General features: G+C 44.1%; 17 protein-coding genes and 1 pseudogene. 8 read left to right on the forward strand and 10 right to left on the reverse strand.

Annotated elements, in window-relative coordinates; all coding sequences use genetic code 11:
• Positions 1-216: 216 nt before the first annotated feature.
• The 10 genes from ACQ86K_RS22675 to ACQ86K_RS22720 form a co-directional block, all read right to left on the reverse strand.
• A complete protein-coding gene (locus tag ACQ86K_RS22675) occupies positions 217-1,419 on the reverse strand; it encodes a DUF4998 domain-containing protein (RefSeq protein WP_091169975.1) in 1,203 nt (400 codons plus the stop codon).
• 23 nt (positions 1,420-1,442) lie between these two features.
• A complete protein-coding gene (locus ACQ86K_RS22680) occupies positions 1,443-2,621 on the reverse strand; it encodes a DUF5000 domain-containing lipoprotein (protein WP_176844497.1) in 1,179 nt (392 codons plus the stop codon).
• A gap of 48 nt (positions 2,622-2,669) precedes the next feature.
• On the reverse strand, positions 2,670-4,616 hold the full coding sequence (locus ACQ86K_RS22685) for a RagB/SusD family nutrient uptake outer membrane protein (protein WP_256337466.1): 1,947 nt from the start codon (positions 4,614-4,616) through the stop codon (positions 2,670-2,672).
• Positions 4,617-4,631: 15 nt separating this feature from the next.
• Positions 4,632-5,150, reverse strand: coding sequence for a hypothetical protein (locus tag ACQ86K_RS22690; RefSeq protein ID WP_431198842.1), 519 nt, complete (start codon positions 5,148-5,150; stop codon positions 4,632-4,634).
• Positions 5,077-7,284 carry a SusC/RagA family TonB-linked outer membrane protein gene (locus tag ACQ86K_RS22695; protein ID WP_431200915.1) on the reverse strand — a complete coding sequence of 736 codons (2,208 nt, stop codon included), beginning with the start codon at positions 7,282-7,284 and terminating at the stop codon, positions 5,077-5,079. Before ACQ86K_RS22695 ends, ACQ86K_RS22690 begins: the two co-directional genes overlap by 74 nt.
• Positions 7,239-7,808: a carboxypeptidase-like regulatory domain-containing protein gene (locus tag ACQ86K_RS22700; protein ID WP_431198843.1), complete on the reverse strand. Its 570-nt coding sequence runs from the start codon at positions 7,806-7,808 to the stop codon at positions 7,239-7,241. Before ACQ86K_RS22700 ends, ACQ86K_RS22695 begins: the two co-directional genes overlap by 46 nt.
• 467 nt (positions 7,809-8,275) lie before the next feature.
• Complete coding sequence (locus ACQ86K_RS22705) at positions 8,276-9,775, reverse strand: RagB/SusD family nutrient uptake outer membrane protein (protein ID WP_218134447.1); 1,500 nt, start codon at positions 9,773-9,775, stop codon at positions 8,276-8,278.
• A 55-nt stretch (positions 9,776-9,830) separates the two neighbouring features.
• Positions 9,831-12,905 (reverse strand): SusC/RagA family TonB-linked outer membrane protein, encoded by a 3,075-nt coding sequence (locus ACQ86K_RS22710; RefSeq protein WP_431198844.1) that lies wholly within the window; start codon positions 12,903-12,905, stop codon positions 9,831-9,833.
• Between the two features lie 204 nt (positions 12,906-13,109).
• Positions 13,110-13,376 carry a hypothetical protein gene (locus ACQ86K_RS22715; protein WP_431198845.1) on the reverse strand — a complete coding sequence of 89 codons (267 nt, stop codon included), beginning with the start codon at positions 13,374-13,376 and terminating at the stop codon, positions 13,110-13,112.
• Positions 13,373-14,407: a GH36-type glycosyl hydrolase domain-containing protein gene (locus ACQ86K_RS22720; RefSeq protein ID WP_431198846.1), complete on the reverse strand. Its 1,035-nt coding sequence runs from the start codon at positions 14,405-14,407 to the stop codon at positions 13,373-13,375. Before ACQ86K_RS22720 ends, ACQ86K_RS22715 begins: the two co-directional genes overlap by 4 nt.
• 314 nt (positions 14,408-14,721) lie before the next feature.
• Between ACQ86K_RS22720 and ACQ86K_RS22725 the strand changes: the two genes are divergently transcribed.
• The 8 genes and pseudogenes from ACQ86K_RS22725 (at position 14,722) to ACQ86K_RS22760 (ending at position 25,905) form a co-directional block, all read left to right on the forward strand.
• Complete coding sequence (locus ACQ86K_RS22725) at positions 14,722-14,964, forward strand: GntR family transcriptional regulator (protein WP_431198847.1); 243 nt, start codon at positions 14,722-14,724, stop codon at positions 14,962-14,964.
• A gap of 11 nt (positions 14,965-14,975) precedes the next feature.
• A complete protein-coding gene (locus ACQ86K_RS22730; RefSeq protein WP_431198848.1) occupies positions 14,976-15,455 on the forward strand; it encodes a GntR family transcriptional regulator in 480 nt (159 codons plus the stop codon).
• Positions 15,456-15,525: 70 nt separating this feature from the next.
• Entirely contained in the window at positions 15,526-16,731 is a 1,206-nt protein-coding gene (locus tag ACQ86K_RS22735) for a hypothetical protein (RefSeq protein ID WP_431198849.1), read from the forward strand.
• A 648-nt stretch (positions 16,732-17,379) separates the two neighbouring features.
• The gene (locus ACQ86K_RS22740) at positions 17,380-20,034 is read left to right on the forward strand and encodes a glycoside hydrolase family 38 C-terminal domain-containing protein (protein WP_431198850.1); all 2,655 of its coding nucleotides are present in this window, start codon (positions 17,380-17,382) and stop codon (positions 20,032-20,034) included.
• A complete protein-coding gene (locus ACQ86K_RS22745; protein ID WP_431198851.1) occupies positions 20,015-20,263 on the forward strand; it encodes a hypothetical protein in 249 nt (82 codons plus the stop codon). Before ACQ86K_RS22740 ends, ACQ86K_RS22745 begins: the two co-directional genes overlap by 20 nt.
• A gap of 7 nt (positions 20,264-20,270) precedes the next feature.
• Positions 20,271-21,676, forward strand: a pseudogene (locus ACQ86K_RS22750) (sugar porter family MFS transporter).
• A 1,086-nt stretch (positions 21,677-22,762) separates the two neighbouring features.
• Positions 22,763-23,929: a TonB-dependent receptor plug domain-containing protein gene (locus ACQ86K_RS22755; protein ID WP_431198852.1), complete on the forward strand. Its 1,167-nt coding sequence runs from the start codon at positions 22,763-22,765 to the stop codon at positions 23,927-23,929.
• Positions 23,839-25,905: a SusC/RagA family TonB-linked outer membrane protein gene (locus ACQ86K_RS22760; RefSeq protein ID WP_431198853.1), complete on the forward strand. Its 2,067-nt coding sequence runs from the start codon at positions 23,839-23,841 to the stop codon at positions 25,903-25,905. Before ACQ86K_RS22755 ends, ACQ86K_RS22760 begins: the two co-directional genes overlap by 91 nt.
• Positions 25,906-25,913: the final 8 nt, after the last annotated feature.

The following is a 25,913-nucleotide window of genomic DNA, read 5'->3' on the forward strand; positions in this document are numbered from 1 at the left end:
TTATTACTTCAATCAGGTACCCGTTAGCAACTATCCCGTTAGTATTCTTTCCTTTGTTCAGTTCTACACTTATCGAAAGAATTACGATCCAACGATAATGATTAGTCAAACAGTAAAACCAGGCATGAATTATAAACCTCAGCCTACTATGTCGATACCGATATCCATGTTGGCTTACACAGTTTTTTGGTATAAATAACCATTGCTATGTTTAGGCTATCTTTCATGCGTGTAAAAAGTAATTTCCTCCAAGGTCATAAAATCCCCACCATAATTAGATAGAAGCTTAAACCTGTAATACCTGAATTTTGGAGTTGAGGCTGGAACAGAAAAGTTTTCACCCGCCAAGGCAAAAGTGACATCCGTGTCAGAGTTCTGACCTACGGGGAGGCCAGATGGTTTTACCGAAGTATAGGATCCTATTTTAGTCCAGCTTGCCCAGCTTCCATCCATGTTGGGGTTATTACTGCCGTATAATTCGAAGGTTTTTACGCTTTGCAATTGATAAAGCCTATCGTTAGCTTGCCAAACTTTAAACCGGCTTAAGGAGGTAGAAGTACCGGCATCAAAAGTGAACCAGCATGGAATTGTAGATTCTGTTGCGAAGCCCGGCGGGTTATAACTTTCATCCCATAAATACTCTTCCAGCCAACCATAGCCGCCTTCAAGCACATCTGTAGGTAAGATCTTTACCGCGAATTTAGATTTATCAAACTGCCTTTCAAACTTGGGCAAGGTGACCGATGATGGATCTGGAGAAAATGTTTCGAACGCCGTGGTATCAGGCTTGAATAAGGATTTAAATGTAAGTACGCTGCTTTCTTTATAATCAGGCAGTTCGGTATTGGTTTGATTTGCCGGAACGATGAACTTTTTGGCAGAACCATTAACCGCCGTATAATTTATCTCTACGCCAAGCTCTCCATTTGCAGGTTCGCCCCAGCCCAGTTCTATTTTGTTTCCATCGGGTGATTGTTCTACGGTTTTCAGCTTCCGGTTAATCAAGGAGTTTAAATAACTCGGCCCATAAACTACACCCGAAACGTTTACCCCTACAGATTTTCGACCTTGCGCGTCGTAGGTATAAACATCAAAACTGTAGTTACCCTCGGTCAGTTTATCGATGATCACATTTACTGTGTCCTTGCCAGGAGCGTGGGTAATAGCAACCTCTGTTGAATCATGATGGTTATTATAGAACACCCTCATTTTGGTTACCAGTGGGTCATTACCAAGCGTTGCCGATAACTGCACCCTATTGTAACCAGAATGCACCAGTACAGTATCCAGCCTGCCGGGATATGTGATCTCACCACCCGCCATGTATTTTTTATAAGCGTCGCCGCTTTTAGTGCATGAGCTTAATATTGCGATAAAGGCAACGAGACACAGCACCGCAAAATATTTTATTACTTTCATAAACTTTTATTGATCAGTTTGTTTTATTTAGTATCTCCCCACATCATTATTTCATTAAAATTCACATACGATCCGTTCGACCAGTTTTTCAGCGTCCGGAACCTGATGTATCTCACCTTTGGGGCATCCAGTGGAAATGTGATGGTTTCGCCGGCACGTGCGGCATCAATATCGTCCTGCGATAGCTGGCCCTCAGGCAGTCCTGATGGTTTTATTTGAGTATGTGATGCTAAAAGGGTCCAGCCGTCATAGCTGCCATCGGGATTAATGGTGTTAGTGCCCCAAATCTCTACTACACGCGGATTGTGTAACGAGTAGAAAAACCCCTCCCTCATGAAATAACTTAAGCGGCTTAGTTTTGCCGTAACACCCATATCGTAAGTAAACTGTTGCGGCATTTTAGATGCATCGCCCGTGTGGTAGTAGCCACCGGCGTTGGTTACGTCGCCATCAAATAGTTCATCAATGCCGCCGCCGTATTGTGGGCCAAGTGGCGCGTCTGTTGGCAGGGCTATGCCTTTGATCTTCGTCCGGTCTAAAAGTTCTTCAAACAGGGGAGTAACAGTTACCAGTAGGGTATCAGACAAATTACCCCACCTGTCGCGGGTGTAAATACCAAACTTGGTTGGCTTGGCGGGCAAGTTGCGAGTTGAGAAATTACCTTTTTGCAGGTTGGTATAGTTGGTAAGGATAGGCGCGAACTCGCCTAACGAATCGTTAGCTAACACCACGATAGCCAAACTGGCTTTAGTGCTATTGGTAAACTTAACGTTAATACCACCGAAATCTGGCGTTACAGTTAACGAATCGCGGGTAAGTTTTAAAGGCGGGGTGAGCGGATGTACTGTTACCTCTACCGGAGCCGATACGTTTTCACCTTTGTCTACAGCGTATAATTTTACCTGATAATCCATGCTGTTACCAAAGCCATCCACAGTCAGATCGCTATTATAGCGGCTAACTTTTGTTTCCCTGGCCTCACCTTTTTTGATAGCGTATACCGCTTTAATATAAAGCAGGTCGCCATCGGTGGGTATGGTGTAGCTTATTTTGGCGGCACCGTTCAGGTTAGTCACCGTAACCTTGCTTACCGGGCCGGGCGGGGTATGGTCATTAACAATAGGCGCAAGCTCATCCTGCTTACAGGAGTTGGCCAATAATACAATCAGGACGATGTAGCACCTGAACAATATCTTTTTCATTATCTTATATTTTAAAATGATCTCCATTTTTAATGTCGTTTAAGCCAATCACCATCCGGGGTTTTGTACCAGGTTGGGGTTAACCTGCAAATCGGTTTCTTTTATCGGCCAGAAGTAATCCCTCGGGGCAACAAACTTCGGCGTGAACAGTAATACCCGACGGTTATAATCCTCGTAGGTGGATTGTATAATATCCCAGCCGTATATTGGCGCGCTTAATACCTGTGGCGCGGTTTTCCAGCGGCGGAGGTCCCAGAAGCGACTGCCTTCAAAAGCCATTTCTATCCCGCGCTCCTGGCGAATGATATCCCGTAAGCCGGCAACCGTAGTGTATTTGGTAGGATTGGTTGAATAAGTAGCCCATGAGCTTTCAACCGATTTCAAACCCGCCCTTGCCCTGATCTGGTTAAGATAAGGCAATGCGGCAGCGGGGTTACCTGTTTCATTTAATGCTTCCGCGTATAACAAATACAGATCGCCAAGGCGCATAACCGGCCATGGATATGATTCGATAGTGACATTTGTTTTTGAATAAACCAGGTTCCAGTTAACTACTTTTTTGGTGTAATACCCGGTTACCGAATACAGGCGACTTTGCTTTTTGCCGGTGTACTGTTCAGACTTACTTTGGATATTATAGTTGCCATTATGCATAAACCAGGTTGAACCATCAAAAGCCAGATCGGCATAAAAACGGGGCTCGCGTTCAAAGTGAAGACCTACAGTTTGATAGCCTTCCTGCATCCAGGTGTCCAAATTGGTAACGGTTCGCAGTTTGAACCTATCGGCATAGTTCCAGGTCTTGTCTTCCTCTATCGGCACACCATTTTTGGTATAGAATAGCTCTGCCATTTTTAGCGGCGGGGCCAATTTGCCTTTCAAACTGAGGTTAATGTTATCCGGATCAATTTGCGGGCAGGCATATTGTTGCAACCAGAAGGTTGAAGCTGCCGCCTCGGAGGTAAGGCCCCAGATCAGTTCGTTGTTCCACTTTTCACAAATGGCATTACGAATGTTCATTTCAATTTTAGTAGCATCATCAACCGCTACATCTGTACTTGAAAAATAGTACAACTTACGGCCCGCGGCCGCGGCAGCATCAATGGCTATTTTGCAGGCGTTGGCAGCACGTGTCCATTTTTTAGCGTCGTATTGCGGGTTAAACAGCAATTTGTCATCAACTCCCTTAAACCCGGCAAAATCGTTATTACCATTAAAAAGCGGACTGGCAGCTGTTACCAGCACCCTGGCCTTAATAGCTAAAGCTGCAACTTTGGTAATACGGCCCAATTCGGTAGTAGTACTGGTAATGGTGCTTGGCAAGCCGGTATTGGCATCACCCGCGGCGGCCTCGTCTATCAGTTTAGCAATGTAGTTCACCACCGAGTCGGCCGGCTGCCTGAACACTTTAAACACCCCGGGGTTGGCTGTTATCGGCGGATTTTTATCAAGGATAGGTATTGGCCCGTACATCCTGAACAGGTACCAATGCAGGTAAGCTTTGATAAACTTAGCTTCGGCAATCCATCTTAGTTTTATATAAGGCTGCAGATCCGCCACTCTGTCGATGTTCTCCAAAAATATATTACATGTTCTGATGCCTTGCCATAGGTTACGGTTATCAAACTGGTCCCAATAGTTCATGTATGGGTCTGCCCTGTTTTGTTCGCCTCGGGCAATGTTGTAAGGGTCAAGGAAAAAGTAATCCTCTGTCATGGGCCAATAGGTCCAGGCCTCGTCACCGCCGCTAAAGCCAGGATTTTTATCTGGGTTGCCCTCCTGCGGAAGATATGAATAGCAGGTGAACAGGTATTTTTCGGCCTCGGTACGGTTAGCGAATACGTTATCGAGCGTGGCTACATTATCGGGTACTACATCAAGATAGCTTTTCTTGCAGGAGGCTATCCCGGTAAGCAATACAACTAATAGTAAAAGCTTTACCATCCTCCCCGGGATATGCCCGAAATATTGGTTATATACAGATAAAATTTTCATGCGATTTGAATTGGTTTAAAATGTAATGTTCGCGCCGATGTTAAACACCTTTTGTACCGGGTAACCAAGGCCATTGCTGCCCTGCTCGGGATCCCACAGCTTAAAGCTGCTAAGCAGGAATAGGTTGGTACCATTGAGATAAAGGCGGATAGAAGAGATATGGTACCGCTTAAGTGTTTTCTCTCTGATGTTATAAGCCAGTTCAGCACTCTTCATCCGCAGGAATGATCCGTTACGCATCCACCAGTTTGATGATTGATTGTTATTACTATTTTGTGTTAAACTTAATCTTGGCCAAAAAGCGTAAAGGTTCCGATTATCTTCCGACCAGTGATCTTTTGCTATCACATCCAACAAACCATGCTGATCGGGCCCGTTGGCCACAAATGGCGAGATCTGGCTTGGATTGATAAAAAACGATGACCGTGCCGAACCTTGGAAAAACGAACTAAGTTCCCAATTACCATATCCGTAGGTAAAGCCAAAACCATAAATAATTTCGGGAGTGGTTGGGTATCCTAACCCGTTCACCATATCCAGGTTGGTAATCCGCCCGTCGCCGTTCAGGTCTCGGTATTTGATATCTCCCCCTTACTTCGCCAAAGTTTTGTTTAGGCGAATTTTTCACATCTTCATCATCCACAAACAAACGCTCTGCTATCAACCCGTAGGCCTGTGTAAGCGACTGGCCAACCCGTGAAAGATATAGCATGTTAGATGGGTACTGCGGCTCTTCGTTAACCAGCAATTTGCTGGTGGCATAGGTGAAAGTACCCCGCATTTGCAACCACGATTTCCCAAAGTTTTTATTGTAATCCATAGCAACATCCAAGCCTTTTGCCTCAGCAACACCAACGTTGGCACTAACCGGGGCGGTAAGGCCGAGCGTGGTTGGGATATATGCCCTATCCATCAAAATATTGCTCCGGCGTTCTTTGTAGGCGTCTACAATAAGGTTCATGGAATCAAATAAACCTAAGTCCATACCTAAGTTTAATTTTTTCGACCTCTCCCAGGTGATACCTTCGTTGGCATATCTTGAAATAGATACACCATTTTTTGTATATCCGCCGTTTTCGCCAAAAGTGGCCCCATAGGCCGGATCATTCAACGTTACGTTTGATAGGTAAAAGAACCTGTCGCCGGCGTTGCCTATCTGATCATTACCAACAAGGCCGTAGGTTGCGCGGAACTTGAGTTTATTAATAACATGCTCGAGCGGCTTAAAGAACTTCTCGTTGTTTACATTCCATGCCACGCCCACAGACGGGAAAAAACCATATCTGTTATTTTGAGCAAAACGTTCTGAGCCATTATAACCAAAGTTGGTTTCAAAAAGATAGCGACCATCAAACCCATAAGTAAATCTTCCGGATAAACCTTGGTTACGGAAAGGCAAAGATGATGTAAGGGTGCCGGCGTTACCGTTAAGGTAGTTGCGCCTGATGCCGATAAGCAAACCGCTTACATTGTGCAGCTTGTTAAAAGTGCGGTTATAGTTCAAGGCAAGCTCGCCATATGTGGTGGTGTTTACCAGTTTATCACCTTGTGTGTAGTTAAGGTACTCAGTAGCGGTGCCTTCATTCAGGAGAGAAATGGTATAACCTTTAGGATCGCTTACCGAGGGGCTTGCAGCATAATAAAATGGGATGTACTGCCTGCTTAAGTTGAAGTATGAATAGCGCTTGGTATAAACCATTCCCCTTGCCGAAAGACCTTCGGTAATAAACTTCAGGTCTTGCTTTAACTCCAGCTGAACGTTAAGCGTTGATGTGCTGTATTGCTGAAACCCCGATACCATGGATGCATAAGGGTTGGTATACACCTCGCCATTAGTGCCCCGAGCGGCATTGCCAAAAAGCGGGTGTTTTACATAAGGCAGATCTGATGCCGGGAAAATAGCCGGAAACAATACGGGATTGGCATTAAGCGTGCTGTTAAAAACCCTTGTACCACCACTAACGGTGTTGCCATTAGCATCTGTACCACCTATTGGCCCAGAATAATCATCAAAATCGCCGGAGGTACGCAGGATGCCTTCGGTAGTGGGGGTAAGCTTAACGTTGATGTTGGACCGGATCTCGTAACTTTTTAGTTTAACATTATTGCTAAAGTTATTGAGGCTTTGGTTTTTTAAAACACCGTTATCCTGGTTAGCGGTAGCAGCTATATAGTATTGCGCCTTAGTGCCGCCGCCGGTGAGGTTTAAGTTAAACCTTTGGTTATTGGTGTATTTTTTTATCAGCGAACCAATCCAATCATTATTAGGATATAAAAGCGGATTATCACCTGCAACCGTATGATCTATCTTGTTTTGCGAATATGGTAAAGGTGCTAATGGATTCCTGGTAAGGGCGGCTTCGTTGGCCAGGTTCATGTAAGTGATATTATCGGCGAGCCTGAAGTTTTCGGTATTGGTTGATGTTGAATTTTCAAGGCGCACATTAAACCGTGTATCGCCGCTTTTACCCGTTTTAGTGGTGATCAAAATTACGCCATTAGCACCGCGTGCACCATATAATGATGATGCAGCCGCGTCTTTCAAAACCGAAAATGCCGAGATATCGTCCGGCTGGAGACGGGCAAGCTCGTTCGCTGCCGATTCCATACCATCTATTAATATCAACGGATCGATTTTACCGGAACCAAAAGAGGTGATTCCCCTGATAAAGAACGAGGCATTATCATAGCCCGGCTCCCGCTACGCTGGTAGGATATTAAACCTGAAATGCGCCCGGCAAGCATGGTGGTAAGGTTACTGGTAGGGCCTTTGATCTCTTTAGGGCTAATAGTAGTGATGGAGCTTACCATGCTCTCCTTTTTTTGCGTGCCGTAGGCTACTACCGCTACTTCGTTTAGGTCGTTTTTATCATCAAGTAATACGACGTTGATGGTGTGGCGGTCGCCAGGCACAATTTGCTGTTTAACGAACCCAAGGAAGGAGAACACCAGTGTATCCCTGCCCTTTGGTAAACTGATCACATAGTCGCCTGCGTTATCACTTACAACCCCTCGCGGGCTGTGCTTAATGGTTACACTAACTCCCGGCATGGTTACACCTTTGGTATCCGTTATTTTTCCCTTAACCGTAAACGAAGTTTGGCCGTGTACCACCAATCCGATCGGGAACATTAAAAGAACACAAGAACCCAGGAATTTTAAATTTTGATAGGTAAAGATTCTTTGAACCATAGAATGATTTGGTTTAGTATTAATTTTTTATTATATTGTATATACATAATTACATATTTAAATTTAAATTAACAAATTATGCAGTTTAATAATTTATTCAACAACAGGCTTGTTTTAAGTACGTTATAATAAAATAGCCTTATTAGGCTTTACTTCTTAATTTAAGAGGTTTTTATAAATAAAATTAAAATCAATAAAATTGTACAAACATTTAAATTATGTATGGCCATTTTATTAAACAGGATAGATTTTGAAATTTTGCAAGAGGCTATTATAAAGCGGATGAAGTTTTTTATGTAAAGGCGTGCAACGGCATCTTCAGCAGGACAAACCACGTTGCAGGTTATCTTACCTTTGTAAATTGCATGCTTGAGAAGCAGCTATGAGTCAAACTCACAAACAGTAAAAGGCCGCGTGCCCGGCCTTTTACTGTTTGTATTATAAATAAATTTCAGATTACTTTCCCTTTAAAAACCCGGATTATTAGGTAACAATTTCGGATTGACATCTGTCTCCTGTTTAGGCAGCGGGAACAGCAGCTGTTTATCTGTAAACGTGGCGCCAAATACTGTTTTATGGCCTATAAAATTGTCCCAGTTGCCGGTAACATCGTTATGAACTTTGCGGGTTCGGAGCATATCAAACCACATTTTATTTTCGAAGCAGAGCTCAAAATACCGCTGCAACCACACCTCCTGCTCAAATGCTGATTGGGTTAACGCCCCTATCGGAGCCAGCTTAGCCCTTGCGCGGATATTATTAACCATCAATATAGCCGTAGCATTTGGTGCGCCTTCGGCTTCGTTTGATGCTTCGGCGTACATCAACTCAACATCGGCCAAACGGTAAAGGGTGTAGTTAAGATTAGATTTTAACGTGGTATTAACTGCGGTAGAATCAAACCACTTGTATATATAGGGGCTGCGGAAAGTAATTTTTTTGCCCGTTTTTGTATTGGTATAGCTGGAGTAAAAGAACTGCTTTTCTTGTACTCGTTTATCGCCAGCAGCAAACGATGCTAAAAACTGAGTTGTAGGATAAACCGAGCCATACTCATCTGAATATTGCGAAACACCCGAAAAATTTGGAATAGTAAGCGGTGTAAGCGGATTTGACGATGGTACCGACGCCGCATATTGCACCTGGAATATAAATTCACCTGTATTTTTATTTGCTGGTTTGATCATGTCGGTATATTCCGGGAATAGTGTATAACCACCATTCTGGATCACGTTAAGTGAGCGCTTGGCCGATTCGGCGTAGAATGTTTTACCGCCATTGATCGCAGCCCCTGCGTAGGTTAAATACACATCGGCCAGTAAGGCCTCAACAGCACCCATCGATACTTTGCCTGTGTTATCCTTCCATGGCAGCGTTGATTTTTCGGCAGCTAACAGATCGGGGATGATCACTTTATCATAGATATCTTTAGCCGCGGTGCGCGGGATATTCAGGTTAAGGTCCTTAGGTGTTTCGGTAACCATTGGCACCGCTCCGTACATCCGTACTAACTGAAAGTAATAAAGCGCCCGCAGGGTTTTTACTTCGGCAAGCATGTTATTTTTCACCTCATCGGTAAGGCCGGGGGCGCTGATAGCAGGTATTTTACCAATGGCCAGGTTACAGGCACCTATACCAAGGTACATTTGCTGCCACCAGGTATCAAAATAAAATGAGGTGGTGCTATAAGTTAGGTTCTGGTAATTTACGTAACCGGTTTGCCCAAGGTCGCTGCCCGATTTGCCGGTCATAAATTCCATCAAATTCCAGGTATTACCACCGTACGAACCACTTTGGCCCGATAAAAATCCCTGCAGGTTTTGGTAACCCGAATTGGTAAAAGCCCTGGCCACCTTAACACTCGATACATTTGATTCGGGCGTAAGGAAACTGGTAGGCTCCTCCTTCAAAAACTTTTTGCAGGAGCATGCAAACAGCACCAGCCCTACAAGCAATATATTTTTCATGGTTTTCATTTTTATATCATTTAAATTAAACTATCAATCGATCCTCTACCGCTGTTTAAAAAGTTACCTGTAAACCAAGGTTCCATACACGGGGGCGAGGGTTTGAGAAGAAATCTAAATTCTGCGAGAACGAACCGTTCGACCCGTAGCTTGAATTGAAGGTATCCACCTCCGGGTCATAACCTGTATACTTGGTTATGATGAAAGCGTTTTGAACACTTGCGTAGATCCTGAAACGATTGGCATGAAGCTTTTTAAGCACCGGCTGTGGCAAGGTATAGCCCAACGTAAAGTTTTGGCCGCGAATAAACGAACCATCCTCAACCCACCATGTATCGAAATGCGAATCCTGCGCGAATTTGTAATTACGCACCTGCGAAATATATGTATTCTGGTTATTAGGTGTCCAGGCGTTAAGCACGCTGGCCAAACTGTTTGAAAGGGTTTGCCTGTCTTCAACCGAGTGTTTGAAGTTGGCGGCAGTATTTACTCCCTGAACAAAGCGGATATCGAATGAAAAATCGAAAGCTTTATATCTGAAGCTGCTGCTGAAAGTGCCCGTCCATTTAGGATAAGCGCGGCCGATGATACTATAATAATTACTGCCATCCGGATTGTAAATATATTTCCTGTCGCCTGGCTTTAAGCTGTGTTTAGCGGCCTCGGCTACATCCTCGGCCGAAGTGCTATAGGTACCAAGCCTTGTCATACCATAAAACGAACCAATAGGTTCGCCAACCCTGATCACAAAGTTTTGACCGAGGAAATTAGGGCCCGGGAAGATGTCAGCGCCGTTATCGTTTAGTTTTAAAACTTTGTTTTTATTGGTAGTGAATATAAAATTGGTACTCCATTCAAAATCGGGAGTTTTAACATTTAGGGTGTTCAGACTAACCTCGACACCGGAGTTGCGCACCGATCCTACGTTTTTATATACATTGGCATTGGTTTCACCGGCAGACCATGGTATAGGCGCCTGCAACAACAGATCTTTAGTTGTGCGGTTATAATAATCAAGGTTAAGGTTTACACGATCACGAAATAAACCTAACTCCAATCCGGCATCAAACTGAACAGAACGTTCCCACTTTAAGTTAGGGTTACCAATATAGCTTGGCAACAATGTTGACTGAGCAGCCCCACCCAAAACCGTGGTGCTCGGCTGGATCTGTGCCAGCGAACGATAGTTACCTATCTCCTGGTTACCCGAAGTACCGTAACTGGCCCGCAATTTCATGTTGGTGATGGTATGGTTATCCTTCAGGAAATTCTCCTGCGATACACGCCAGGCGGCACCCACCGAAGGGAAGAATGCGTACTTGTTATTCACCCCAAACCGCGATGAGCCATCGTACCGGCCCGTTGCGGTAAACAAGTATTTTTCGTCAAGGTTATAAGTTAAACGGGCGTAGTATGAACTTAATGATGATTTTTCATCCTGCGTTTCATTGGCGCTCCTTACAGAACCGGCCTGCTCATAGTGGTACTGAAAAATATCATCAATAAAATTCTGCGTTTCTGAGCGTACCCGGGCATACCCTTGTTGCTGGAACGAGATACCTAACAAGGCGGTGAAGCGCTGCCTTTCGTTGATCTTTTTGTTCCAGGTAAGGTAGTTTTCTGTTTGCCAATAGTAATTATTATAAGCGTTTACGTTAGCTACACCTCCCTGATCCTGTGATAAGTGCGGCAGATCGCCTGCTGAATAGAAGTTGTTTTTTTGAGCGCTTAAGTTATAGCCGAAATCTGTTTTAAAATCCAGCTCTTTTGTAATGTGGAACAGAGAGTAGATGTTACCTAACATTTGCAGGTTATTGTTAAGCGTGTAACGCTCGTTGGCAACCTGCACCGGGTTTGGCGCGCCCTCAAGACCGGCAATGTCATAATTACCTGCCCATGTGCCATCAGGATATTTAACAGGTACTATTGGCACCTCTTCTGATACGTCCCTTGGCACGTTCAGGCCACCGTTGCCATCGGTAACTAAACGTTGCCTGCTGCTGATGAGGTTGATGCTGCCGCCCACTTTCAACCAGCTTTTCAGGTCGTTATCCATTGTCATTTTGATGGTATATCTTTTAAAGGCCGATGTTGGCGCAAGACCATTCTGGTTAAAATAGCCAAACGATAAACTGTAAAGCGACTTTTCGCTACCACCCTGAATGTTTAACTGGTGACTTTGCGAAAACGCCGGCTTGTAGGTTTCTTTTTCCCAATTGGTATCATAAATTGGGTTATTATTAGCGTCAAAAAGCTTAGGGAAATTAGCATGGTTTAATGCAACCGGTGGTGCCCATACCCCTCCGGCCGGGTCAAATTTTTGACCGTTGGCGAATGATTCATTGTAAACTTTAACAAACTCGGCCGAGTTTAAAGTGCGTAAATGGCGATACAGTTCGCTTACGTTAAAGTTATCATCATAAGTAATAGTTGCTGCACCAGTACGGCCACGTTTTGTAGTGATCATAATTACACCATTGGCACCACGCGAACCGTAAATAGCTGTGGACGAAGCATCTTTTAACACCTCGGCCGAGGCTATATCCAGCGGGTTGATAGAGTTTGGATCAACTCCAACAACGCCATCCACCACATATAATGGATCGACATTGGAGTTGATGGATCCGATACCCCTAATTCGTACTTTAGCGCCCGCGCCGGGGGCCGTGCTGTTAACACTAACTTCCACACCGGCTATTTTGCCTTGCAGGGCCTGGGTTACGTTAGCCACGGGTTTATCATTTAACTGATCGCCTTTGATGCCGGTAACAGCGCCGGTAAGATCCGATTTTTTAACGGTTCCGTAGCCTATCACGACGACTTCGTTAAGGGCGCTGGACGTTCCAGCTAACTGCACGTTAACGACAGTTTTGCCAACGGTTGATATCTCCTGGCTGGCATAACCTGTATATGAAAATATCAGTACAGGTTTAACACTGGTTACCTGTATCGTGTAATTTCCGTTAAGATCCGTCTGGGTACCACCCTGGGTGCCCTTTATTTTGATACTTACACCAGGTAAAGCTGAATTATCCTTAGCATCGGTTACCTTGCCGCTGATCTTAACCTGCGCCATCGTGTGCAGCGACAGCAAGGTGAGCAGAATTGAGTAGATAAGATTTTTCTTCATAACATTGTTTAGTAGGTTGTTTTTAAACTGGTAATTATAGGAACACTTCTCTGCGAAGCATTCATGGCGGTTTATAACCGCCGCAAGGCCGGAAGTTGCCCTTCAGAAAGGGCAAAGAAGTCCGGATTGCCTTTATGGCATCATTTTTTTCATCAATTTGGATTATAGTTTACTTTAGTTTATGTCAGCTTATTGGCTGACAGGCTACCGGTTTTTAGCGGCCCATTGCCTTAGTGCCGTAATGGCATCATATAAAACACCTGCCTCACCCCTGAAATCGCCCGAGCCTTTTGGTGCGCCGGATTGCACATCATACCATTCAAAAAAGCCCTCGTTGGCAAGCATCCTGTCGAGCATCGGTGACAACTCCGCGTAAGCCTCCTGCGGGCGACCATAGATAATGAGCGGTGCTATCATTCGTCCGCCAAACCATGTCCAGTCGCCGCCGTTTTGATAACTATAAGGCTTCATGTTTGGATACTGCTTTTCAGGATAAGGGGGTACACTGTGATGCCGATAGTGGCATGCTTTTCTTTAGCCGCGGCTGCAAGCATTTGTCTGTTTATTTCCAAAACTTCGGCCGGAGTGTTAAACCCCGCTATGATAGCACATATGGATCCACCGGTGTATAAGATCTCTTTTTCATTAAAATCCGATGAGAAAGGGCTGCCGTCAAGGTAAATATGTGGGATATATTTTTGAGCGGCAGCATCCCAAAGGTATTTACGAACATTGGCAGTGACTTTTGAGGCAACGGCCTTCCAATCAGTTTGGGCTTTGTAGCCTCGAGGTGCCATCGCAAGGAAATCTTGAACTGCCTTCACAAACATGGCGTTATCATAAATATCCAAAGCCCATTTGGTTTTATCATTAATGGCCACGCCCCAGCCGTTTTCGGATTGCACATCGCCCCAATCAATAGTGGTGGCCCCGGTTATCAAACCATATTTTTCCGACCAGCGATCTTTATGCAGATAGGCCAGCGCCGCCTCCATTCGTTGCAAAATCGTTTTACCACCAATACACTCGTTTAAAATAGATTGGTCTCCGGTAAAATCAATGTATTTTTTGACAGCCTGGATCAATGACGATTCCTGGTCGGTCTCTACCGTGTTTTTATGCGCTGCCCAACCCGGTAATAAAGATGAGTAGCGGTATTTATAGCCTACACTGGCTTTAGCGCTGTCAACTACACCATCCACAATATCCCCGCCCTGGCCCTGGATGCGAAAAAACATCAATAGTTTGGTTTTTACTTCTTCTTTGGGATGTACTTTTAATGAACCATTGATGAAAGTGTTGAAGTCGCGGATCCACACCTCGCTGTAGGATGTACCTGCAGAAAAACCGGATAGCAGTTTTAAAGCCTTCGCCTGGACTGTATCAAGCCGGATATCGGCAAGAATTTTCCTTGCCAAAGCTTTGTTGGAGGACTGTTGCGCTCCGGCAATGCAAAAAACAAAGCAAGACAATGCCGTAGAAATGAGTAGACGTTTTTTCATGCAGGTAAATATGTAATTAGGTTGCTGCCTTACCAGATAGAAATGGAGACAGATTGTTATATTATGTACAAACATAGTATCATAATATTATATTCCAAAGTTTTTCCAAAGTTTTTTTATTAACTATGATAAAAAATGAACAGAGGTCAGAAAATTACCTTAGTAAAGGAAGCAGCTATTGAACCCCAAAACCGTATTATAAAAAAATTCAACCTTTTTCTGCTCCGTAGATGTTCCTCCTCCAAAAGTGATACCACTATATGCCGGCCCCTGCCGTTTTCCTGATAAATTACTACCTTGCCACTTAATTCATTATGAAAATTTCCATCGATCATAAAAGCGCCGTACCCTTACATATCCAGGCAGAGAACCTGCTAAGAGAGCTCATCCGCGAGCCTGAATATCAGGCAGGTAAATTATTGCCTAATGAGGTTGACCTTGCTAAAAAGCTGGCTATATCGCGCACCACTTTACGTCAGGCCATTAACAAACTGGTTTACGAAGAGCTACTGGTGAGAAAAAACGGCTTGGAACCAAAGTGGCCCATGCCAAAATGAGCTCCAAATCAATGAATTGGCTGAGCTTTACACAGGAGATGGAAGCCCGCAGCATCCCCATAAAAAATTACGAGCTTCATATTAGCTGGGTCTTTCCCGAAGATCATATCGCGAATTTTTTCGATATCAAAACAGATAAGAAAATTTTGAAAATGGAAAGGTTAAGGGGAAACGCCGAAGAGGCTTTTGTATATTTTATTTCGTATTTTCATCCAAGGATCGGGCTTACAGGCGAAGAAGATTTCAAGAAACCACTTTACGAAATGCTTGAGAGTGAGCATTCTGTAGTTGCAGACCTGTCAAAAGAAGAAATAAGCGCCAAGGCAGCCGATAAATTCATAGCAGGTAAACTGGAGATAGATCCGGGCAGTCCTGTTTTGATCAGGAAACGGTTTGTTTACGATCAGGGCGAACGGCCGATGGAGTATAACCTGGGCTATTATAAAGCCGAAAGCTTTGTTTATACGGTAGAAAGCAGGCGCAGTTCCTAAATTTATTTTTTTGACTTATTTGAAATATAAACGAAATAAAATATGTTTGCACATTACAACATATAAGTGCATGAATAAATCTATTTTATTGAACTCGGTTAATATCGAAACAATGAGGAACACCAAACAGTTTCTGCTTCCGGATTTGAAGAAAGCTGCGAAAAGGCAGGAGTATGACATTTACCCCACTTTCGACATTGCCGGGCCAATATATACCGGCTATAAAACTTTAGCCAATTGGATCGTTACATGCAACCATGATATTGTTATAGATGGCTATTCGGGCGTATATTGGGATGTACTTATCTGCTGTCTGAACGATGAATTTGCCGCTTTAGGCATCCAGGCCAATTGGATTAACGTAAATAAAACATTAAAACCGGAAAGCATTATTCATGAAATAACCGCTAATTACGATGGTGGCGATGACCCGTTATTTGGTAAGCTATACAATGGACAGCTGAGCGATTTTTTTGATGTCGAGAAGCTCAAAAGTCTTAAACCCGAACCAAACAAATTAAACATATTGTATGGTGCGGGTGCCGCTCTTGCGGGATGGAAATGTACATTGCTATATATCGATGTTCCTAAAAATGAGATCCAGTTCCGGTCAAGGGCCAACGCAATTTGCAACCTTGGCGAAAAGCAGCCTGCCGATCCCAAAAATCAATACAAACGTTTTTACTTTATAGATTGGCCAGTACTCAACAAGCATAAAAAACAGCTTTTGCCTGCGATAGATGCAATCATCGATGAGCAAAGGATCAATGAAATATCGTGGACAACTGGCGATGCGTTAAGAAACGGACTTAAAACCATGTCCAGCCACATGTTTAGGGCCAGGCCATGGTTTGAGCCCGGGGTTTGGGGAGGCCAATGGATTAAAAACAACATCAATGGGCTGAACAAAGATGTTGTAAACTATGCCTGGTCATTTGAACTTATCGCCCCGGAAAACGGCATCCTGTTGCAAAGTGGCAACAATATGTTAGAGGTATCGTTGGATACCTTGCTGTTACTGGATAACGAAGCCATTTTAGGCAAAGCGGCAGCCAGGTTTGGCGATGCCTTTCCTATCCGGTTTGATTTTTGGATACTTTTGACGGCGGCAACCTTTCATTACAATGCCACCCTTCTGTTGAATATATTAAAAATAACTTCGGCGAAGATTTTACACAGGATGAAACTTATTATATCCTCGATGCAAAACCAGGCGCCGAAGTTTACCTTGGTTTCCAGGAAAATATCAATAAACAACAATTCAGGAGTATTTTAGAGAACAGTTTTGAGCAAAACGAACCGGTAGAGATCAAAGACTACGTACAAACCTTCCCGGCAACAAGGCACGACTTGTTCCTGATCCCGAATGGTACGGTACATTGCTCGGGCAAAAATAATATGGTACTGGAGATCAGCGCCACGCCGTACATCTTTACCTTTAAAATGTACGACTGGCTCCGCCCCGATTTAAGTGGAAATCCACGAACGCTGAATATCGACCGGGCCTTTGAAAACCTCAATTTCGAAAGGAAAGGTGATGTAGTGACGGAAACCCTCATCTCCAAACAAACCACCTTAAAAAAAGGCCATGACTGGGAAATCATTAACCTATCAACTCATCCTGAACACTTTTACGCCATTGAGCGCTTTGAGTTTGATACCGAGATAACTGAAGATACCAATAACCAATGCCATGTATTGAGCCTGGTTGAGGGCGAAAGCATTGCGGTGATCACTAACGGCCGTGAACAGGTTATTCATTATGCCGAAACCTTTATTATTCCGGCCGCGGTTAAAAGCTATACACTTAAAAATACGGGCAAAACAAGGGCTAAGGTTATCAAAGCTTTTGTTAAAGACGAATGTTGTTAATATTTCTGCTTAATCAAACTCAAAAACGCATCCTCTTAAAACCTTCTAAGTTATGAATAAGATTTTTTCCATCCTGTCGGCATTCATTTTCATATGCACATCAGCAATGGCGCAAACAGGTGGTAAGCATTTTAATGGAATCACCCTGCAACCAACAATAGCCTATATCAATTACCAGGGACAGTCCCGCAGAATGGCCCGGCTACTATTTCATGAAGGTAAAAGCTTCGCAGCCACAGAGGTCACCGTTTCCTTCAATGGCATAACCGATCATGTTATAATACCGGCCAGTAAAGAGGGTACTGATGTATTTGAGCTTCCGCTTCCCGGCTCGCCAATAACTTCGGCAGCACAGGTTACTGTTACCTTAAATTCCGGCGGGCAAACCTATATGGCCCGCTGCATTGTTGAACCGGCCCGTAACAACTGGACCATGTATATCCTCCCTCACTCGCATGTAGATATCGGTTACACCAACACACAGGCAAAGGTTTTGAAGCTTCACATGGATAATATTGATGAGGCTATTGATCTGGCTAAAAAAACGGCCAATTACCCAGTGGAAGCCCACTATAAATGGACAACAGAAGCCATTTGGGTAGTTGATAATTACCTGAAAGCGGCAGGTGAAGCTAAAAAAGAGCGCTTTTGGGACGCGGTGAAAAAAGGATGGATCAATTTGGATGGCGCTTACGGTAATATCAACACCAGCATGACAGACTCCTACCAGTTGATGCAAATGTTCGCCAAATCTCAAAAACTGGCTAAGGCGAATGAGGTTGAGATCCATACCATGTTCCAGGGCGATGTGCCGGGCGCCAGTTGGGGCCTTGCTGCGCAAAGTGAACAAACCGGGATCAAATATTTTTTATCAGGCCCAAACGCATCCGACAGGATAGGCAACCTTGCCAAATGGCAGGATAAACCATTCTATTGGATTTCCCCATCGGGTAAACAAAAACTACTGTTCTGGCAATGCCAGCCTTACTCGATAGGCTATGCGCTAAAAGGAACCAGGATCCCTAATTTTTTTACTATAGACGATCCTAAACCTTTTTATACTGGTCACCCATCGGATAATTTTCTAAATCCGCACCTTTTCCAATATCTCGGCGGCCTTGAACAAAATAACTTTCCGTATAACATGTCGTTGTTAACCTGGGCTATGAGCGATAATGCTCCTATCGATCCTGAACTTCCCGATGCTGTTAAAAGCTGGAACGAGCATTTTGCCTCGCCCAAACTGGTGATCACCTCGGTAAAACAATTTTTCCAGGATTTTGAGAAACAATATCAAGACAAAATCCCGTCTTTCACCGGCGATTATACTGAGTACTGGACGGACGGCGTGTCGTCAGCCGCGAAAGAAACAGCCATCAGCCGCCAAACATCTGATAAGCTGAAACAGGCATCGGCCCTCTGGGCCATCCGTAATAAACCAGGCTACCCTGTTAATGATTTTGATGACACCTGGAAAAACCTGCTGCTTTACAATGAACATACCTGGGGCGCATATAACAGCGTTGATGACCCCGAAGATGCAAAAGTTAAAAGCGAGTGGACTATTAAAAAAGGCTATGCACTAAGCGCCCAAAAACAAACCGATTCGCTCAGCAATTTGATATTGGCTATAAAAACCGCAGCAGCAAATAAAGTAGACGTTTACAACACCCTGTCATGGCCGCGTACCGATGTTGTTTATGTACCGGCCGGTTTAAGCAAAGCGGGCGACCTGGTTAAGGATGCAACAGGCAATGCAATCCCATCGCAACGCTTAAGCTCGGGCGAGCTGGCTTTTGTAGCCACCGGGGTACCGGCGTTTGGTAAAAAAACTTACACCATTAACCGTGGTAAAGCTTTTGCAAAGAGCAAAGCTGTCATTTCGTTAAACGGCTTGGCTAACGGCATCTACACTGTCACAATTGACAGTAAAACCGGCGATATAAGCAAACTAGTAAAGATCGAGGGTGGCAAAAAACAGGTATTGGTGGATAGCACCGGCTTTAACAAATACATTTATATGCCCGGCGATTCGCTGCAGCGGCAACAAACAAGTACCGACGCCATCATTAGCATTAAAGAAGATGGGCCATTGGTGGTGAGCCTTTTGGTTACCTCAAAAGCGCCCGGAGCCTATGGCTTGACCCGCGAAATAAGGCTGGTTAACGGGCTTGATAAAATTGAGCTGATCAATACCATTGATAAGGAAAGTATTCGCTCTAAAGAGAGCGTTCACTTCGCGTTTCCGTTTAGTGTTCCAGGTGCGCAGGTACGTTATAGTATTCCATGGGGAAGTGCTGCTGCCGAAGCCGACCAACTCCCTAACGCCAATAAAAATTGGTTTACCATGCAGCGCTGGGTTGATGTATCAAACTCGGCGTTCGGTATTACCTGGTCAAGTCCGGATGCGCCTTTGTTTGAGATAGGCAAGATCACAACTGCCGATTTGCTTGGTGGTTTGCATCACGCGCCGCAGTGGTTAACATTCACGGCACAGTCACCAAAGATTTATTCGTGGGTAATGAACAACTTATGGCATACCAATTTCCGCGCCGAGCAGGAAAAAGGGCCGGCCACCTTCCGTTATATCTTCCGTTCACACGCCTTAGGATACGATAGTTTTGATGCCAACCGGTTTGGCCTTAATAATCATCAGCCATTAGTAGTTTCCGCTTCGGATAATCAGGATGACAGAACTGTTTTTTAATATCGGTGGTAAGCAGATCTATGTAGAATCCTTAAAACCTGCCGATGATGGCAATGGCGTTATTGCGCAGATAGTGAGCACCGGCGATAGTGAAGTGAGCATCACTCCGAAAGCAAAAACGACGATAAAGGTCTGGAAAAGCAATCTAACCGAAGAAAAGGTGGCCGCACTTGATAACAATTTTAAGATTTCGGCAAAAGGAATAATCACTGTACGCATCGAAAAATAAAAGCGCCATGAAACAAAAACTATCGCCGGAAACCAAAACCTCCGCCCTGTTTTTAACCGCTGTAACCCTTATAGCTACCTTAGGCGGCCTGCTTTTTGGTTTTGATATGGCAGTTATTTCGGGTGTGCTCCCGTTTGTAAAAAGCCAATTCGCGCTATCGGCCGCTACCGAAGGCTGGTTCGTATCGTCGGCACTTATCGGGTGTATTATCGGTGTAGCTTTTTCGGGGGACTTAAGCGACCGGGTAGGCCGTAAAAAAATGCTGATGTTATCGGCGGTGCTTTTCTTACTTTCTGCCCTGGGTTCGGCCTTGTCATCGGGCTTTACCCTGCTTATCTTAGCCCGGATGCTGGGCGGTATGGGTGTTGGCGTAGCATCAATTGTGGCACCGCTGTACATATCAGAAATTGCCCCGGCACGGATACGCGGCCGCCTGGTAACTTTTTATCAACTGGCTATCACCGCTGGCATTCTTGTAGCTTACCTTACCAATGCCGGTTTACTTAATTTTTCATTACACCATAAGAGCAATAGCTTAAGTACAATTATCGATCTGGTGATGGTTAAAGAAGTTTGGCGCAGCATGCTTGGCCTGGGCGCCATCCCTGCCCTGCTGTTTTTTGTTGGCCTGTGCTTTGTACCCGAAAGCCCACGCTGGCTTATTCAAAACGGAAAAACCGACGATGGCATTGCCGTCCTCTCAAAAGTAACCGACTATGCAACGGCTCTAAAAGACGTAACACTGATAAAGAACACCCAAAGCCGTGACATAGGCACCTACCGCGAGATATTTGCACCAGCTATGCGTAAACCATTCCTAATTGGCTTGCTACTGCCGCTGTTCTCTCAGTTCAGTGGTATTAACGCCGTTATTTATTATGGCCCCAGAATATTGAGCGATGCAGGCATCAATATCAGCAATGCCCTGCTTAGCCAAATCATATTTGGCATTGCTAACTTTGCTTTTACGCTAATAGCTATTTGGAAAGTTGATAAGATGGGGCGCAGGCCCTTATATATAGCTGGTGCTTTAGGTGCCACAGTTTGCCTTATTTTTACCGGCGTTTGCTTTTATACAGGTGCTACAACCGGCATTGCATTAGTTGTTAGCATCATCCTATTTTTAGCTTGTTTCGCATTCTCGATAGGACCGTTAAAATTCGTTATCGCATCCGAAATTTATCCAACAAGGATCCGAGGTCGGGCTTTAGGCTTAAGCATCATGACCATGTGGGTGGCAGATACAATCGTAGGGCAGCTAACCCCTATGTTTTTAAATTCAATCGGGCCGGCGGTCACCTTCTGGTTCTTTGCGGCGTGTTGCTTTTTTCTTTACTGATTGTGTATAAAATGGTTCCCGAAACCAAAGGAAAATCGTTGGAGGAGGTTCAGGAAATCTGGGCTGGGCACTAATCTGAATTTGCATTCAGAAAGGTCACTTCAGAGTGCTGCTTAACCTTCCGCCTGAGGTTCACTCCCGGCAACAGGTTGGCAATTTTCTGAGTATCGCAGGTCGCCCCCAATCGTATTATTCAGGGCATTAACGTTCTTTATAACGTAAAAGGTATATTTTTAATCACTTCTTTTTTGCTGAAACAAATGCACCGCCTGTATGCCCACCGCAGGACTTCCGGTCGGATAAATCGAGCTTTGTGAGGCCCCGGTAATAGCAGTACTTATCACCCAAAGCCTGATGGCATTAGCAGCGGTATTTACCGAATAACTTTGTGTAATAGTATGTCCTCCATCGATCTTCCAAGACGGGATACGATGCCGTCTTCCACTGGCAACGCTTCCATTGTACCCTTTGGCGCGATCTTCCGCCCGTCCGCATAGTTGATGCTGACCTGGCTTTAGCTTTATATGTACTGGCTATTTTCAGCTTGGCGCCACCAATCAAAGCCTTTAATCCCTGGTACAGTGTAACTCAACGCGATCATTGCTACAGGAAGTACAGTTCATTTAACTGCTGGCCTTACATTGCCCAGTTGCCAGGTATGCAAACTGAATGGCGAAACCGGTGGCAATTGAAGACTATAAGGGCTACAAAACGCTTTCTCATTAGATGATTGCCTCCCTCGAGCAATATGCTGTGATTTATCCACTAAGTGCTTTTTCAACTAAAAACTCCCCTTTTGTCCCCTCTTTTTTGCTGGTTAGCCCCTTTTGTTTTCTGTGTTTTTCAAAGACTTTGCATCTCCCGAATGGTCATTCAGAGATGACTATTCGTGCAACCAATTATACTGTTAATTAAAACCCATGATGAAAAAAACCGAACGCAGCGCATGCTCCCTGGAAAGAGAAGCCGCATGCATCTTAACTGAAAACGATCTCGAGAAATGTCGGGATAAATACTGCCCGGGCAATTGTCCTTTATTGTTAACCCTGAAAGCTTCATTTAAATTATGCCTTTCGGTTGTTGGTGTCTGACATGCCAACAGCGTTTACATAACTGTCTTTTGTCAATACCCAAAAATCTAAATTATTAATAACCCAATTATGAAACGAAAATTACTTATTTCAAATTATTTGTATTCCCAGGGTTTTCGCACCACATTTAAAGCTTTGGCATTGCTGATATTGCCAATTGGTGCTAACGCGTCGACCCCCAATTTAGTAATGCACAACAGCAGGCAGGTAATAGCCAATGTAACTTCTGATAAAGCGGCTATCACGGTAAAAGGATCTGTTGTCGATGCCGGCGATGGTCAACCGCTGGTCGGTGTATCTATCAGTATTAAAGGTACTGTTAAAGGTGCACTAACTGATGTAAAAGGCAACTTTCAACTAAGCAATGTGCCCGAAAATGCGGTGTTGGTTGTAACTTATATTTCTTATGAGAAAGTTGAAATTGCAGTTAACGGTAAAACTGATATTGCGATAAAGCTTAAACCATCGATGAAAACCCTAAATGATGTGGTGGTAGTAGGTTACGGAACGCAGAAGAAAGAAAACCTAACAGGATCTGTAGGTATTGTAAATACGCAGGACCTGGAAAGCAGACCCTTAACAAATACCAGCCAGGCATTGCAAGGTACAGTTTCCGGTGTTTTTGCACTGCAAAGTTCGGGTAAACCGGGAGATGATAATACAGTCATAGATATCCGCGGCGTTGGAACTTTTGGAGATAATTCCCCATTAGTATTAGTTGACGGTTTCCCCGGGGCAATCGGCGATGTAAACCCTAATGATGTTCAATCAATTTCGGTGCTTAAAGACGCGGCATCATCGGCTATTTACGGTAACCGTGCTGCAAACGGCGTTATTTTAATTACTACTAAACGAGGATCTGCAGGCAAAGTCCGTGTTAATTACAGCGGATATGCAGGTATTCAGAGCCCGACAAGGCTACCTAAAGTACTAAACTCGGTTCAATATACTACACTGCATAACGAGGCTGATATAAATAGTGGCGCGCCTCCTACATATCCCGACTCGATAATACAAAAATATGCGGCGCATAACAACCCATTATACCCCGATATCAATTATTTCGACGTATACTACGGTAACGCTTACATGCAAAATCACCGGGTAAGCGCAACGGGGGGAGTGATAATGTTAACTACTCCTTTATGCTGGGACATTTGGATCAGGACGGTATATTGGTTGCAACCAATTATAAAAAAACCGACTTCCGCCTTAATCTTGACAGTTATCATCTAAAAGATAAAAAACTCCGTGTTTCGGGCAATATATCTGGAAACGTGGGGATAAAAAATGAACCGACAGACCTATGGAACGCCGAATGGTATGCAACTTTAGCGCCAATACATCCACTTAAGGATGCCAACGGCAACTGGGTTTCTGTTAACGGCGAACGCAACTATTACGGTGAAATTAAAGAAGGGAGTACAAACCTTACAAAACGCTATAATTTTAGCGGACAGGCCGAAGCTGAATATAAAATTCTGCCAGGTTTAAGCGCGCAGCTTACCTACGGTTATAACGTTATCTCCACTAATGGCAATGCCTTTCATGCCAATGTAACCTTACAAAATCAAAACGGAACGGTTACGCAATTACCTTCCGATCTGACTACGTCGAGCGAGATTGACGGTCACTCGTTACTCACAGGTTTACTAAAGTATAACAAAACCATCAACCATCATTCATTCAATTTATTAGGCGGTTACAGTGAAGAGGAGTTTACCTACGATTGGCAAAGCGGCTATCGTGCACATTTTGTAAACAACACACAACGTGTATTAAACCTGGGCGATGCAGCTACACAGACCAATAATGCCGGCAGCTATGCTCTTGGCCTTCGCTCATACTTTGGCCGTTTCAGTTATGCTTTCGATGAAAAATATTTATTTGAAGCCAATATCAGGAGGGACGGATCTTCCAGGTTTGCACAAGGCAAACAGTGGGGTACATTTCCTTCATTCTCAGCTGGGTGGGTAATATCGAAGGAAAGCTTTATGAAAAACCTGAGCTGGCTTGATTTTGCGAAAGTTCGTGCTTCCTGGGGGCGTTTAGGTAATCAAAATATCAGCAATTACTATAATGGCAGCGATATCCTGAGCTCTGGTCAGAATTACTCGTTTGGCGGAACACTTTATTCTGGCGTTGCTATTACAGCGATGACCAACAAGGACCTAACCTGGGAAACAGCTCAGCAATTGGATTTGGGCCTTGATATATCTCTTCATAATAACATTGAGATTACGGCAGATTATTTTGATAAAAGAACTAAGAACCTGCTGTTGACCCAGCCAATTCCACTAACAATCGCACAGTCGGCACCAATGGCTAATGCAGGCGAAGTACAAAACAAAGGCTTTGAGCTCGGTATCTCCTATAAAAAGGCATTTGATAATGGTATTAAATTAAGAACAGCTTTGAACGTTTCGCACATTGTAAACAATATCCTGTCCATGAACGTGCCACAGCAGTTTACATCTCCAAAGGCGATTGTTGTTGGTTCCGCTATTAATTCGTTCTACGGATACCAGATGACTGGTATCTACCAAATTTCCGACTTTACATGGCAAAACAATAGCGATGCGTCCATCCCTTACGCAAATCGTACTTACACACTTAAACCAGGTGTTGTTAAAGTAAGCGATTACAACGCACAACCGGGGGATATTAAATATGCCGACCTTAATGGCGATGGTATAGTTGACCAAAATCATGACCGTAAAGTTATCGGGAAGCAGTTTCCAAGTGTAACGTATGCTTTCAACTTCAATGTAGCCTGGAAAGGTTTTGACCTTGGGGCGTTTTTACAAGGCGTACAAGGCATGCAGGGTTATACCTATTATGAAATTGCTTCACCTTTCAGCGGCTTTGCCAACCTTGGTACCTGGTGGTTAAACAGGTGGACGCCTCAAAATCCGTCCAATACTTACCCGCGCCTTACATTGGATGGGGTTAGAAACAATATTCACTCTTCCTTTTATGTAGAGAATGCATCCTATCTGAGGATAAAAAATATTGAATTAGGATACACCTTAAGTCCGGCTGCTATTAAAAAGATCGGGTTAAGCTCTTTGAGAATCTATGCCAATGTGCAAAACGCGTTTACGTTTACCAAATTCAAAGGCTTTGACCCGGAACAAACTACAGACCAAACAAGGGCCGAAGCGTATCCTCAGGTCCGTGTGATGACTGCAGGTGTAAATGTTAATTTCTAAATGATAAA

It is taken from the genome of Mucilaginibacter sp. P19, from assembly GCF_050632265.1.
Lineage (GTDB): Bacteria > Bacteroidota > Bacteroidia > Sphingobacteriales > Sphingobacteriaceae > Mucilaginibacter > Mucilaginibacter gossypii.

Coding starts and splice junctions, on each gene's coding strand:
- ACQ86K_RS22675 (WP_091169975.1), bottom strand. CDS start 1,419: ATGAAAGTAATAAAATATTTTGCGGTGCTGTGTCTCGTTGCCTTTATC.
- ACQ86K_RS22680 (WP_176844497.1), bottom strand. CDS start 2,621: ATGAAAAAGATATTGTTCAGGTGCTACATCGTCCTGATTGTATTATTG.
- ACQ86K_RS22685 (WP_256337466.1), bottom strand. CDS start 4,616: ATGAAAATTTTATCTGTATATAACCAATATTTCGGGCATATCCCGGGG.
- ACQ86K_RS22690 (WP_431198842.1), bottom strand. CDS start 5,150: ATGGTGAACGGGTTAGGATACCCAACCACTCCCGAAATTATTTATGGT.
- ACQ86K_RS22700 (WP_431198843.1), bottom strand. CDS start 7,808: ATGGTTCAAAGAATCTTTACCTATCAAAATTTAAAATTCCTGGGTTCT.
- ACQ86K_RS22705 (WP_218134447.1), bottom strand. CDS start 9,775: ATGAAAAATATATTGCTTGTAGGGCTGGTGCTGTTTGCATGCTCCTGC.
- ACQ86K_RS22710 (WP_431198844.1), bottom strand. CDS start 12,905: ATGAAGAAAAATCTTATCTACTCAATTCTGCTCACCTTGCTGTCGCTG.
- ACQ86K_RS22715 (WP_431198845.1), bottom strand. CDS start 13,376: ATGAAGCCTTATAGTTATCAAAACGGCGGCGACTGGACATGGTTTGGC.
- ACQ86K_RS22720 (WP_431198846.1), bottom strand. CDS start 14,407: ATGAAAAAACGTCTACTCATTTCTACGGCATTGTCTTGCTTTGTTTTT.
- ACQ86K_RS22725 (WP_431198847.1), top strand. CDS start 14,722: ATGAAAATTTCCATCGATCATAAAAGCGCCGTACCCTTACATATCCAG.
- ACQ86K_RS22730 (WP_431198848.1), top strand. CDS start 14,976: ATGAATTGGCTGAGCTTTACACAGGAGATGGAAGCCCGCAGCATCCCC.
- ACQ86K_RS22735 (WP_431198849.1), top strand. CDS start 15,526: ATGAATAAATCTATTTTATTGAACTCGGTTAATATCGAAACAATGAGG.
- ACQ86K_RS22740 (WP_431198850.1), top strand. CDS start 17,380: ATGAATAAGATTTTTTCCATCCTGTCGGCATTCATTTTCATATGCACA.
- ACQ86K_RS22745 (WP_431198851.1), top strand. CDS start 20,015: ATGACAGAACTGTTTTTTAATATCGGTGGTAAGCAGATCTATGTAGAA.
- ACQ86K_RS22755 (WP_431198852.1), top strand. CDS start 22,763: ATGAAACGAAAATTACTTATTTCAAATTATTTGTATTCCCAGGGTTTT.
- ACQ86K_RS22760 (WP_431198853.1), top strand. CDS start 23,839: ATGCTGGGACATTTGGATCAGGACGGTATATTGGTTGCAACCAATTAT.